This window comes from Lacticaseibacillus huelsenbergensis, from assembly GCF_029726355.1.
GTDB classification, from domain to species: domain Bacteria; phylum Bacillota; class Bacilli; order Lactobacillales; family Lactobacillaceae; genus Lacticaseibacillus; species Lacticaseibacillus casei.
Genome location: NZ_CP120687.1, coordinates 2,105,648 through 2,118,106, shown reverse-complemented (window position 1 = coordinate 2,118,106; position 12,459 = coordinate 2,105,648). Strand labels below are relative to the sequence as shown.

The window sequence follows — 12,459 nt, the reverse complement described above, 5'->3', positions numbered from 1 at the left end:
TCATTGAGCTGATTGATGGTGATTAAAGCCGATGCATGGCATCAAAAATTTCTTGGCGGGAAACTTTAATCTCCACACCGATCTTGTCGCCTAAAGCCGTCAGATGCTGCTTAACGGACTTGAAGCTGGCATCATCCGGGATCTTGGCAAGCAGCATCATGGTAAAAGCTCCTCGCATGATGGTTTGCGATACATCCAAAATATTGACGTTCAGGTCGGCCAATGCCGTTGTCACTTGGGCAATGATCCCGACTTTATCAGTTCCAATAACGGTTACGATGACTTGCATGATTTGTCCTCTCTCTAAAAGCTTCATTTTGATTGGTGCTTAAAACGATGTCTCATTTTACCATAATCTGCTTCGAAACTTGGGGAGATCTTCAAGTACTTAGACCTTGGCATCGACAAATTATTTTTTCAATCAAACTATCTTAAGATTCAAGGCAGCACTGAACAAATGCCGTGATAAACTAAATCGTGGAGGCAGAAAATGAAAGTCGTTAAATATTTTGCGGCACTGCTCGGCATGGTGCTGTTCGCATTCGTGTTAAGTCAGGTACATCCCGATCACAACGCGCCTTTAATCAATGATACTCACGCCAACATTTGGGTGCTGAGCGATACCCACTTCATCGCGCCTAGCCTGCACGATGAGCGCACCGCTTACACTGAAATCAAGAAATCCGCTGCCGGTAAGGACATGGATTATCAACCGGTAGCCATTCATGCCTTGGTACAAAGCGCGCTTAAGGCGCGGCCAACAGCTTTGATCATCACCGGTGACGTGACATTTAATGGCGAAAAAGCCAGCGCGGAAAGCTTGATGCGGCGCCTGCAACCGCTTGTCGACAATGGCACCAAGGTTTTGATCATTCCGGGTAACCATGACATTTACGACGGCTGGGCACGTGCTTACAAAGGCAAGCAGCAACTGATGACAGAGCAAATCAGTCCCAGCGACTGGCGGCAGATTTTTCATACCAGTTATGCACAGGCGGCGGCTCAGGATTCGAACAGTCTGAGCTATCGCGTGAATCTGAACCACCAATACCAGCTACTGCTTCTCGACAGCAATATTTACACGATAGAGCCATCCAATCGCCCGCCTAACACAGGTGGCAAACTCTCGCCGCAAACATTGAGTTGGGTCCGTCAGCAGCTTGCCATTGGCGCTCATGCCCATCGCAAGTCAATCGTTTTTATGCACCACAACCTATACAACCATAATGAGGCTGTGAATGAGGGCTATGTTTTAGACAATAGTGATGCGTTAAAGAAGTTACTGACCAAATATCATGTTCCGCTACTGTTTTCTGGTCATATCCACGCCCAGGACATCAGTCGTGATCCGACTGGTCAGTGCCCAACGATTGAAGTCGTCAGCGGGGCTTTTTCAATCAGTCCGGCAAGTTATGGCATTGTTAGTTTCAGTCCGAATAAAATTACTTATCAGAAAAAAGCTACGGATCTAACGCCTTACCTGACGTCTGCGCAACGAAAAAATCCTGATTTATTGCATTATCAACGATACTTAAAACGTCTCTTCCTTCAAGATGGTGAAGGTTTGGCATATGGTGATTTGATGGACAACGGTGTGACCAATGAACACGATTTAGATGCAGCGGCCAGACTGATGGGGATCCTTAACTGGCGCTTTTTCACAGGTGATGACCACCCGAGCAAGGCTGAACTCAAGCGTCTTCATGCCGATCCAGGTTGGGCTGTCCTCGAACGCTCGCCGAAGTTGCGTCGCTATCTTAAAACCATTGTGCAGGACCACAATCTGAATGATCAACATCTTGTCATCAAGCATCCCTAATACTGTTCATCGGCAATGTTTTATTTTCTAAAAAGCAGGCCTTAGCGTCAACGCCAAAAGCGTTAATCTAAGTCCTGCTTTTATCAGTATTGATGAACGAATGGCTTCTGGAGACTAGGATCACAATTGCGGCTGGCTTAAATGCTCTGTTAACCGAGTGATCGCTTTAGCAACGAGTTTCGGATCAGTGGCGAGGTTCAAGCGAATATACGTCGCCGTTTTGGGCGAGAACCATGCACCGTAGTCAACTGCCAAACCGCAGATGCCCTCAACAAAGGCTTTGATGTGATCAGGGGCCACGTATGCACCAATATCAACATAGGCTAAATAAGTCCCTTGAAGATCAGCAACGGTCGCTTTGGGAGCCGCCTGCGCTAAGCCATCCAACAATTGCCGGTAGTTAAACCGAACCACCTGAAGGACCTGATCCAGCCACGCAGCGCCATGCCGATAAGCAGCCTCGCCGGCAACTTGGCCCATCAGGCTGGTATCAACTGGATGCAGCTGCTTGATAAAATCGTCATACTTGGCGCGCAGTTCTTCATCCGGAATGATGATATGGGAATTCAGCAACGCAGCAAGATTGAACGTTTTCGAAGGGGCATTCAACACCACGAGATTTTGGCGGGCTTTGCCTTCCGCCACCTGCAAGGCTGACGTAAATTTAGGGCCGCTGACTTCAAGGTCGCCATGGATTTCATCGGAAACCACCGTGATATCATGCTGACTGGTAATCGCAAACAGCCGGTTCAATTCGTCCCGGGTCCAAATCCGGCCGACCGGATTATGCGGGGAACACAAAATCATCGCTTTAATGTGGGTTGTTGCCAGCGTCTTTTCCAGTTGATCGAAATCCATTCGCCAGCCATCGGCAGTTAATTGCAGATCAACCGAAACCACGCGGCGTCCGAGGTCTTTGATCGCATTCATGAATGGATAATAAACCGGCTGCATGATTAAAACCGGATCGCCGGGGTCGGTCAGCCAGTTGACCATGGCATATAACGACTTCACCACGCCGACGCCAAACCGCATCCATTCCGGTTCGACTGTCACGCCATGGCGCTCTTTTTGCCAATTAATGAACGCATCATAATACGATTGTGGGCGGATAGAATAACCAAACGTCCCTTCTTGCACACGGGCGGTTAGTGCATCCAAAACCGCTTGCGGCGCCTTGAATTCTGTATCGGCAATCCACATTGGCAACAAATCATCCCGGCCAAATTCTTCTTTTAAGCCATCCCACTTGACGGCGTTACTATTTCGCCGATCAACCAAGTGCGCATCAACAAAGGCTGCAACGTCAGCTGGCAATTCTTCCATCAACGATCCCTGCTTTCTTGCTTTTGTTGTCATTGTACGCATCCTGTCAGGGTGTGTCCACCACGGTCAGACCGAATTCTTGCTATCGACTTACAGCTAATGCACTTAAGCAAGAACCTGTTTCAACGCCGGCTCAATCGCTTCAGGCGTTGTTTTCGGTGCAAAACGTTTTACAACTCGGCCATCGCGATCCACAAGAAACTTCGTGAAGTTCCATTTGATTGACTTTCCCAACTCACCAGGCGCTTCGGTTTTAAGATATTTGAAAAGTGGGGCCGTGTGCGCACCGTTAACTTTGATAAGCTGATGCATCGGGAAACTAACCCCATACTTCATTCGGCACGCCTCCGCCGCCGCATGACCGTCCGCCAACTCCTGTTTGAATTGATCAGAAGGGAAACCCAAGATGACTAATCCTTGATCTTTGTATTTTTTATACAGTTTTTCCAAACCGTCAAATTGTGGCGCAAACCCGCATTTAGTCGCCGTATTCACGATCAGCAACGGTTGCCCCTTATATTTGCTTAATGAGTACTCTGCGCCATCTTCCAAAGTTGCATCGAAATCATAAATTGACATAGTTGGTCCGCCTTTCTTAATCAAAGTTGATGCCTTATACTAACACTTTTGGCGAAACAAACGGTACCGAAAAAATTCTTAAAACTTTTGCTTGCGTGGCCTACGTGCTTCCGCTATAATCATTTATGTTGTTGCCGCGATGGCGGAACTGGCAGACGCGCAGTGTTCAGGTCGCTGTGGGATTTATTCCCGTGCAGGTTCGATTCCTGTTCGCGGCATTTCATAGGATATTTTAGACTTCTTTAGAAAATGAAATGCCTATATATCAACGTTTTAGCCCTCCTAGGTTATCTTAGGAGGGCTTTGTTTTTGTTTTCGGGGGGACAAGAAGGGGACAAAATAAGTCTCCTCGAGCAAAAGAAACGAATCATCGAGACTGTGTATGCTGGAACTAAACTGCTCAGCTCAAATACTATCAAAAATGCAAAAAAGCAAATGGCCACAAATGTGCTCGAACGCTTATCGCCAATACTGCATCTAAGATTCACGCCACCTTGTATCTTTATAAATCACTTATCTTTTTTGTGTATAGGTGTTGACCGTTTGCTGTAAGATATGGATGGGTGTGTCCATTGTTCGAGTTATCCGGATGCTTCACCACAAGTTGCGAAAAACCGTTGTTTGTATAAAATTCACGTAGATGAGGTTCGTCGTCAGCTTCAACGTATAAAACAAGTCCACCAACCACTTCATTTGCAATTTTTATGGTTTTATACGCCAAACTCAGCAATTCTGCCCCGGTAATAAGATGAGTGTCATGATACTGAAAGTTTAATCCAAGCTGCCCTAGTAATATCGAAGAAACGGCGTAATTCTCTTGCTCTGTCCTGTAGCCCATCGGCATCAGCTTGCGTTGCACAGACTTCGAAAGTCCACGCCAATTCTTCTTTGATATGGTCAGTGGTTTAGATGAAATAGAAAAATAACCAACAAGCACGCTTCTACCTTTGTATGAGCTGAACACAAGTGTTGTCCGTGCTAACGAGATTTTTTCAAACTCAATGCAACGCTCATGTAAGAAATTTTCTACGTCTTTATTGATTGAAGTAAAAGAGGAGAGGCTCTCACGAACCTGCTCCTCAGGATACTTTTTTATAATTCCATTTAGAGAAACGAGATCAAGGGCCAACTTTCGTCCTCTCATGTCCACTACCAAAAAAAGAATCAAATTTGGTAGTTTTACTTAAGTCAGTGCTTGAGTAGTGTCGAACCTTTTGTGTCAACTCAACATCAACACGCTTAGACTGTTGTAACGCATTAGCCAAAGCACTCGCGGTTTTCGAAGTGAATTTAAAATCCGTTTGAAAGCTCTTCGTAGCCATGACTAACACCCCCTTCAATCTCATACTAAGCAAGATGCTTACTCGATATCAGTATTACCGGAGATCACCCAAATGTCAATAAAAACACTCTTAACCTTAAAAGATGGAGGCGAACCAATGACACATAAAACGCACCGCGCATTTGGCTGCTATGGGATTGCAACCATTGATCAACGCTTGATCGTCATTCGTAAAAATGGCGGCCCTTACATCCACCGCTTTGACCTTCCCGGCGGCAGCTTAGACGGACCCGAGCCGCTCGAACATGATGTCCTGCGGGAGTTCAACGAAGAAACGGGGCTCACCACCACAATTGATCGTCAGTTGGGCGCTACCAGTTTTGTTTATCCTTGGCAGTATGAGCACTGGACCATTAATCAACATATCTGTGTTTTCTACACACTCACGATCACCGGTGGTCAATTAGCTAAAACCGTACCGCAATTCATCGGTCAGGATTCACTTGGCGCACAGGCCGTCCCACTGGAAAAATTAACTTGGGATAATGCTTCGCCACTGGTCATGTTTGCAAAAAGCTTTTTACAAACCGGTCAGGCGGATTTAACCACTAAAACATTTAGTGAATGGACTGTCTTGAAGGAGGGCTCTGATTCATGAAGCAATTAACGGAACAGTTAGCGCAGGCAATCGTGCGGCCGCGGCAACGCAATACTTACAAAGGTAGTTTTGGTAAAATTCTCATTGTCGGGGGCAACGCTCAATTCGGGGGTGCCGCAATCATGAGTGCCAGTGCGGCGGTTTATGCCGGCGCCGGATTAGTCAGTGTAGCGACCGATCCGGTCAACCGCAGCGCCTTGCACGCCCGCTTGCCTGAAGCCATGATTCTCGATGCTGCCTCATCTGCCCTAGAAACGGCTATTCGTCAAGCCACGGTAATTGTCGTCGGTCCGGGATTGGGAACCGATAACGCTGCCTTGGCGATTTTAAAGCGAGTCTTTGCGGCAGTTGAGCAGACGCAGGTTCTAATCATTGATGGTTCTGCCATTACCCTTGTGGCTTCACATCATCTTGACTACCCGAACGCGCAGCTCATTTGGACGCCGCACCAGGTCGAATGGCAGCGGTTGTCTGGCCTTGCACTCCCCGACCAAACTGTCACCGCCAGTCAACAGGCAGCCAGCCACATCCCTGGCATCGTTGTGGCCAAAAGTTCCCAGACGCATGTTTTTGTTGGCGATGACGTTTATGAAAATATGGCCGGTGGTCCGGCAATGGCCACAGGCGGCTCTGGCGACACGCTAACCGGCATCATTGCTGCGTTTGCCGGCCAGTTTCAACCGCTTAAACAGGCAGTGTTAGCAGCCGTATTCGTCCACTCACACGTCGCTGATATTGTCGCTATGAATAGCTACGTGGCATTACCCACGATGGTGATTCGGGAGCTGCCTGCCTATCTGAAACAATTGTCTGAATCTTAAAAAGGTTGTCGCCCAGTTCAGAGCATTTCCTTCATATAAGTAGGCAAGTCAGATTAAAAGCGGCGGCAAGAGCAGATTTTTCCACTCTTGCCGCCGCTTTTTATTAACGCCAGCTTATTTACGCTCCAAACCAATCTAGCCGTTATTGGGATATCTGTGCCAACTGTGCCCGTTCTTCATCCGTCAACGCGCGATAGTCGCCAGCTGCCATATTTTCCGGTAAACGCAGCGGTCCCATCGCTATGCGGGTCAAAGCCAGCACCTCATTATCGACCGCCAGCAGCATCCGCTTGATCTGATGATACTTACCTTCCGTGATCGTCATTTGGATCACTTTATTGTCAGTTGCCGGCACCACCGTTACTTCTGCCGGAGCTGTCGTAAAATCCTCTAAAACCACGCCTTGTTCTAATTGGCGCTTCATGTCATCAGTGAGCGCTTTTGCCAGTGTAGCCGTATAGGTTTTGGCAACGTGATGATTCGGCGCCAAGAGTCGATGCCCTAAATTGCCGTCGGTGGTCAGTAATAATAGTCCCGTCGTGTCTTTATCCAACCGGCCAACCGGGTATAAACCAGGCCGGTAATCATGCGGCCGAATCAAATCAAGAACAGTCGGTTGTACCGGATCCTCGGTTGCTGTAATGACCCCTGCCGGCTTATTCATCAAATAATCGACTTCAAGTGGCCCATCGGCTTGCGCATCGTTCACTTCCACTGCAACGCCCGGTAAAATATTGTAGCCCGGATCCGTTACGAGTTCCCCGGCAACCCGAACGCGTTTATCACGAATGAGCGCCTTGACTTCTTTTCGACTGCCAAATTGCAAATGACTTAAATACTTATCTAATCGCATAACATCACCGAATGTGTAAAATTTCGCGTAACCGACTGACTCGTTCGCCAATAATCATATCTGCCAAGCGCGTTTTTAAAATTAAATAACCATAAATCAGTACCCCGACACCAACCGCTACCAGCAAAACCAAAGCAGCGCCAAACTGACTTTGCGGGTTGATGATCATGCCGGAAAGGTTCACGATCAGGTAGCAAACGGCGCACATGATCAATGAAAACGCCAGAATACCGATACCGCGACGAATCGTTTGACGCACGTGAATATTGTACATCCGATTCGTCGAATACAGCATCAACAGGCTTGATACCGTCATGCCAAGCATCGTTGCGATAATCGGCCCATAGACATCGAAAAAGAAAATCATCGGCCACTGCGCGATGACTTTGACCGCCATCCCCACTAACATTTCCTGAATTGCCAGACGATTGTTGAACAGGCCCTGAAGAATCGCAGCTAACACCGTAAATAGGCCCAGTAAAATTGCTAAAATTGATGACCACTGTAATAGCCTGATGCCCAACCAATCCATATCACGATAAAACAAAACATATAAGGGACGCGCAACCGCCACCATCCCAAAGGCTGAAGGAATCATCACAATAAAGAACAGCTGTAAGGTGTTCGTGATTTGCCGCGCCAACCCCGCAACATCACCACGCGTTTTGGCACCGGCCAGCAAGGGCACAACGGTAATGGCCATGGCAACCGCCAAGCTAACAATAATCATAATCAACTTATTCGCATTACCGGCAAATAAGGCATAGAACCGATCCAGCTGATCCTCACTTACGCGATAAAAAGCCTTCATCATCGGGTTAAACGTATATTGATCGATGATGTAGTAAATGTTAATCGTCGAATCCATGATGATGAATGGAATTGCCTGACGCACCACATCCAACAAAATCTCGTTGACGCTGATGTTCAGAGCCTGTTTACTTTGCGCCTCTAACGCATCTAAGCGCGGCTTTTGCTGAACGAAATACACAACCAATAGACCGAGTCCAAAAACTGCGCCAATAAACGCCGCAAATGTTGAATGAACCACCGCATCTAAGTAATGATGATTGCCGGCAACCATAATCGCATACGTCATCACCAGCATGTACAAAATTCGGGCGACCTGTTCAACAAACTGGCTGATCGCGCTTGGTGCCATTTCATTGTACCCTTGGAAAAAGCCGCGAATCAGACTCAACGATGGGATTAGCAACAACGGCCACGCCAACGACCGGAAAACCGGGATCATCCGCGCATCCCCTGCCGCTAATAACGGTGCCAAAAGCCACATCGCACCGCAAGACAAAACACCCATAAGCAGCATGGCGATTGTTCCATGATAAAAGAGCCGCATGCCCGTTTTATACTCGCCCATCGCGTTGTACCGGGCAACTTGCTTGGAAACCGCCCCTGGAACACCCGCGGTTGAAATAATCAAAAACAGACTATAAATCTGATAGCCCTTGGTAAATAAGGCATTTGCCGTTAGAAAAGCTGCACCGAGCCAAATACGCCACGGAATGACATAGATGGCTCCTAAAATCCGCGAAAAAACACTGCCGGCAGTCATCCACGCCGAACCGCGGATCATTTTTTCCTTGTCTGAACGCGGCGGCTGATTACCGCTGCCCAGCAAATTTTCCATGATAAGCTCCTGTCGTGTTGCGTAATCCTTTATATTTTAGGCAATCCACGCCTCACTTGCAATCTTTCCCGGATTTCTTTGGTGAATCAAAAGAAAACTTTGATAATTGTCGATAACACAATTATTAATATGATACCACGTCAAAAGATGTTTAAAGACCGACTTGGCGTAATAGTCTGGGATAGTCTGGAATGACGGGCTTTGCTTGGGGGGGGTTAACTTGTGTTTATAGTTGTTAGGGGGCTGGTTGATGCTCGCCATAACGCGCTCGCCAGCGCAGAAGCCTTGCGTGTAAGGACCTTGGACGCAATGGCCTAAGCCCGGGCCATCACGCCCAAGGCCACTTACACTCCGGCTTCTAACCGCGCTGACTTGCGCTCAAAAAAATCAGTCCCATCGACCTTCTCAGTCTTTGGCACCGATTTTGTTTCGCTGGAACCTAACGTTGAATGGTTGTCGTAAGATCTTGACGTCACGGATCTTCAATAACTCGCAATATCATCTCATTACTTGGCCACGATGTTGATGATTTTTCTTGGAACCACGATGATCTTTTTAATATCCTTACCGGCCGTGAACTTCTGAACGTTTTCATTGGCCAGTGCAGCTTGCTTGATATCGTCGTCGGATTCGTCGACATTGGCAGTGATGGAGCCGCGGAGCTTGCCGTTGACTTGGACCATCATGTCGTACGTATCGGTCTTGAGCTTGCTTTCATCGTAAGTCGGCCATGGCGCGTATGTCAGGCTGTGATCGTGACCGAGCCGCGACCAGATTTCTTCCATCAAGTGCGGGGCAATCGGCGCGAGCATTTTGACAAAACCTTCGACATATTCAAGCGGCAAATCGTCGTCTTTTCGGGCCGAATTGATGAAGACCATCATTTGAGAAATCGCAGTGTTAAAATGCAAGGCTTCGTAGTCTTCGGTTACCTTTTTAACGGTTTCGTTGTAAACCTTGTCCAAACGGCCGTCATTGATGGTTGTGATGCGATCACGCAGTTTGCCTTCGTCATCGATAAAGGCACTCCAGACGCGATCCAGGAACTTGCGCGCACCGGCCAAGCCCTTTGTGGACCACGCGATGCCTGCATCCAGCGGGCCCATGAACATCTCATAGAGGCGCAGCGTGTCGGCACCATATTCGTCGACCACATCGTCAGGGTTGACGACATTGCCTTTGGATTTACTCATTTTTTCATGATTGTCGCCCAGAATCATGCCTTGGTTATACAGGCGCTGGAATGGCTCTTTATTCGGAATCGCGCCAATATCATAAAGAAACAGGTTCCAGAAGCGCGCGTACAAAAGATGCAGGACGGCGTGTTCAGCGCCGCCAATATAAAGATCAACCGGCATCCACTGCTTGAGCTTGTCGTAATCGGCAAGTGCTTCTTTATTGTGCGGATCGACAAAGCGCAGGAAATACCATGAAGAACCGGCCCATTGCGGCATCGTGTTGGTTTCCCGCTTGCCTTTGCGCCCGTTTTTGTCGACAACATTGACCCAATCTGTCAAATTGGCCAATGGACTTTCACCAGTCCCGCTTGGCTTGATATCGACTTCTTCAGGCAATACCAGTGGCAGTTCATCTTCCGGTACCAGTGTGGTTTCGCCGTCTTCCCAATGAATCACCGGAATCGGCTCGCCCCAATACCGCTGACGGGAAAAGACCCAATCGCGCAACTTATAATTAACTTTGGCGTGACCAATCTCCTTGTCTTCCAACCAGCTAATCATCCGATCAATGGCATCCTGCTCGTTTAAACCATCCAAAAATTCAGAATTGATGTGAACCCCATCGCCAGTGTAGGCCGCTTCGTCAATGTTGCCACCTTCGATAACGGGCTTGATTTCGATCCCAAACTTTTTGGCGAAGGCATAGTCACGATCATCATGCGCCGGTACCGCCATGATTGCCCCAGTACCATACGTCGCCAGGACATAATCCGAGATCCAAATTGGCAGTTTCTCGCCATTAACCGGATTGGTAGCATAGGCACCAGTCCAGACGCCGGTTTTTTCTTTATCCAGCGCAGTCCGATCCAGATCAGACTTATGCGCAGCTTCCTCCACATAGGCATCGACAACTGCCTGCTGTTCTGGTGTCGTAATCTTTTCAACCAATTCGTGTTCAGGCGCCATCACCACATAGGTCGCGCCAAAAAGCGTGTCCGGACGCGTTGTGAACACGTCGAATTTTTCCTGACTGTCGGTGACTGCAAAGGTAATCTGCGCACCGGTGGATTTGCCGATCCAGTTGCGTTGCATCTGTTTGATCGATTCCGGCCAGTCTAGGTCATCGAGATCAGCAAGCAGCTTATCCGCATACGCCGTAATCTTCAGCATCCACTGCCGCATTGGTTTGCGAATGACCGGAAAGCCGCCGCGTTCGGTTTTGCCATCGATAACTTCCTCATTGGCCACAACGGTTCCTAAGTCCGGACTCCAGTTAACCGGCACTTCGGCTTCATAGGCCAACCCATGTTTATACAACTGTTCAAAAATCCATTGCGTCCACTTGTAGTAATTTGGATCTGTCGTATTGATTTCGCGATTCCAATCGTATGAAAAGCCAAGACTATTAATTTGACGCTTGAACGTTTCAATGTTTTGCTTGGTGAAGGTACGCGGATTGTGTCCGGTATTCAAGGCATATTGCTCAGCCGGCAAACCGAATGCGTCCCAGCCCATTGGATGCAACACGTTGAATCCCTGCATCCGTTTCATTCGCGCAACAATATCGGTTGCCGTATACCCTTCCGGATGCCCAACATGCAGGCCTTGGCCTGACGGATATGGAAACATGTCCAATGCATAAAAATTCGGTTTTTTCGGATCAGTCGTGGTATTAAACTCGTTATGCTCTGCCCAATAACGTTGCCACTTCTTATCGATCTCATGATGATCGTATGCCATTTCTTTACCTCCTGATTTTTTGTGAGCGTGAACCGGCGCGCTTAGGAGCTGAAGTATAAGTGGCCTTGGGCGTGGACCAAGGTCCTTATACGCAAGCTCCTGCGCCGGTGAACGCGTTAATGTGAGCGTGAACCGGCGCGTTTAGGGGTCGGAGTGTAAGCGGCCTTGGGCGTGATGGCCCGAACTTAGGCCATTGCGACCAAGGTCCTTACACGCAGGCTCCTGCGCCGGTGAACGCGTTAATGTGAGCGTGAACCGGCGCGCTATAACGTGAACTAGTTCACTAATTTTTCAAACAAAAAACCGCCCTATCTTCATTAGGACGGCTCAGCCGCGGTACCACCTAAGTTCTGTTTGCACAGCGCTCGAAGGAGATAACGGTCCGACCGGCTGCGATTACTGGCTTCACCGCAGCAACTTCAAAGGCCAGTTCAGTCTTAGCATCGTCAGGCTCGCACCACCGCCTGCTCTCTGATCCCCGCATCGACTTACTACTCCTTTGTTCGTTTGATGATTGCGTCAATCATAGCAAAAACCTTAGATGTGTTCAATGGT

At 48.2% G+C, this 12,459-nt stretch carries 10 protein-coding genes, 1 tRNA gene and 1 other annotated feature; of the genes, 4 read left to right on the top strand and 7 right to left on the bottom strand.

Translation table 11 applies throughout. From position 1 onward, the window contains the following. Positions 1-22 precede the first annotated feature (22 nt). A complete protein-coding gene (locus tag LHUE1_RS09770; RefSeq protein WP_010489536.1) occupies positions 23-289 on the bottom strand; it encodes an ACT domain-containing protein in 267 nt (88 codons plus the stop codon). A 201-nt stretch (positions 290-490) separates the two neighbouring features. On the opposite strand from LHUE1_RS09770, the gene LHUE1_RS09765 reads away from it, so the two are divergent. Then, a complete protein-coding gene (locus LHUE1_RS09765; RefSeq protein WP_277848347.1) occupies positions 491-1,819 on the top strand; it encodes a metallophosphoesterase in 1,329 nt (442 codons plus the stop codon). A 120-nt stretch (positions 1,820-1,939) separates the two neighbouring features. On the opposite strand, the gene LHUE1_RS09760 is transcribed toward LHUE1_RS09765, so the two are convergent. Further along, positions 1,940-3,145: a MalY/PatB family protein gene (locus LHUE1_RS09760; RefSeq protein ID WP_049169095.1), complete on the bottom strand. Its 1,206-nt coding sequence runs from the start codon at positions 3,143-3,145 to the stop codon at positions 1,940-1,942. A 105-nt stretch (positions 3,146-3,250) separates the two neighbouring features. After that, complete coding sequence (locus LHUE1_RS09755; RefSeq protein WP_049169096.1) at positions 3,251-3,724, bottom strand: glutathione peroxidase; 474 nt, start codon at positions 3,722-3,724, stop codon at positions 3,251-3,253. A 133-nt stretch (positions 3,725-3,857) separates the two neighbouring features. Between LHUE1_RS09755 and LHUE1_RS09750 the strand changes: the two genes are divergently transcribed. Beyond that, positions 3,858-3,942, top strand: a tRNA-Leu gene (locus LHUE1_RS09750). A gap of 284 nt (positions 3,943-4,226) precedes the next feature. On the opposite strand, the gene LHUE1_RS09745 is transcribed toward LHUE1_RS09750, so the two are convergent. Continuing rightward, positions 4,227-4,853 (bottom strand): hypothetical protein, encoded by a 627-nt coding sequence (locus LHUE1_RS09745; protein ID WP_049169097.1) that lies wholly within the window; start codon positions 4,851-4,853, stop codon positions 4,227-4,229. Between the two features lie 310 nt (positions 4,854-5,163). Between LHUE1_RS09745 and LHUE1_RS09740 the strand changes: the two genes are divergently transcribed. Together LHUE1_RS09740 and LHUE1_RS09735 are read left to right on the top strand one after the other, a co-directional pair. Beyond that, positions 5,164-5,664: an NUDIX hydrolase gene (locus LHUE1_RS09740; RefSeq protein WP_274784574.1), complete on the top strand. Its 501-nt coding sequence runs from the start codon at positions 5,164-5,166 to the stop codon at positions 5,662-5,664. Continuing rightward, positions 5,661-6,485, top strand: a complete 825-nt coding sequence (locus LHUE1_RS09735; RefSeq protein WP_049169100.1) for an NAD(P)H-hydrate dehydratase — start codon at positions 5,661-5,663, stop codon at positions 6,483-6,485. The genes LHUE1_RS09740 and LHUE1_RS09735 overlap by 4 nt, the downstream gene beginning before the upstream one ends. A 142-nt stretch (positions 6,486-6,627) precedes the next feature. On the opposite strand, the gene LHUE1_RS09730 is transcribed toward LHUE1_RS09735, so the two are convergent. The 3 genes from LHUE1_RS09730 to leuS all read right to left on the bottom strand — a co-directional run bounded on the left by LHUE1_RS09730 (position 6,628) and on the right by leuS (position 11,904). Continuing rightward, positions 6,628-7,338, bottom strand: a complete 711-nt coding sequence (locus LHUE1_RS09730) for a pseudouridine synthase (protein WP_039639336.1) — start codon at positions 7,336-7,338, stop codon at positions 6,628-6,630. A gap of 4 nt (positions 7,339-7,342) precedes the next feature. Beyond that, complete coding sequence (locus LHUE1_RS09725; protein ID WP_025012494.1) at positions 7,343-8,986, bottom strand: putative polysaccharide biosynthesis protein; 1,644 nt, start codon at positions 8,984-8,986, stop codon at positions 7,343-7,345. Between the two features lie 506 nt (positions 8,987-9,492). Next, positions 9,493-11,904 carry a leucine--tRNA ligase gene (leuS, locus tag LHUE1_RS09720; RefSeq protein WP_049169101.1) on the bottom strand — a complete coding sequence of 804 codons (2,412 nt, stop codon included), beginning with the start codon at positions 11,902-11,904 and terminating at the stop codon, positions 9,493-9,495. A 315-nt stretch (positions 11,905-12,219) separates the two neighbouring features. Next, positions 12,220-12,413, bottom strand: a binding site (T-box leader). Positions 12,414-12,459: the final 46 nt, after the last annotated feature.

Excerpts from the sequence above, each read along its gene's own strand:
- LHUE1_RS09755 (WP_049169096.1), bottom strand. The coding sequence starts at position 3,724 with ATGTCAATTTATGATTTCGATGCAACTTTGGAAGATGGCGCAGAGTAC.
- leuS (WP_049169101.1), bottom strand. The coding sequence starts at position 11,904 with ATGGCATACGATCATCATGAGATCGATAAGAAGTGGCAACGTTATTGG.
- LHUE1_RS09760 (WP_049169095.1), bottom strand. The coding sequence starts at position 3,145 with ATGGAAGAATTGCCAGCTGACGTTGCAGCCTTTGTTGATGCGCACTTG.
- LHUE1_RS09735 (WP_049169100.1), top strand. The coding sequence starts at position 5,661 with ATGAAGCAATTAACGGAACAGTTAGCGCAGGCAATCGTGCGGCCGCGG.
- LHUE1_RS09765 (WP_277848347.1), top strand. The coding sequence starts at position 491 with ATGAAAGTCGTTAAATATTTTGCGGCACTGCTCGGCATGGTGCTGTTC.
- LHUE1_RS09740 (WP_274784574.1), top strand. The coding sequence starts at position 5,164 with ATGACACATAAAACGCACCGCGCATTTGGCTGCTATGGGATTGCAACC.
- LHUE1_RS09730 (WP_039639336.1), bottom strand. The coding sequence starts at position 7,338 with ATGCGATTAGATAAGTATTTAAGTCATTTGCAATTTGGCAGTCGAAAA.
- LHUE1_RS09770 (WP_010489536.1), bottom strand. The coding sequence starts at position 289 with ATGCAAGTCATCGTAACCGTTATTGGAACTGATAAAGTCGGGATCATT.
- LHUE1_RS09725 (WP_025012494.1), bottom strand. The coding sequence starts at position 8,986 with ATGGAAAATTTGCTGGGCAGCGGTAATCAGCCGCCGCGTTCAGACAAG.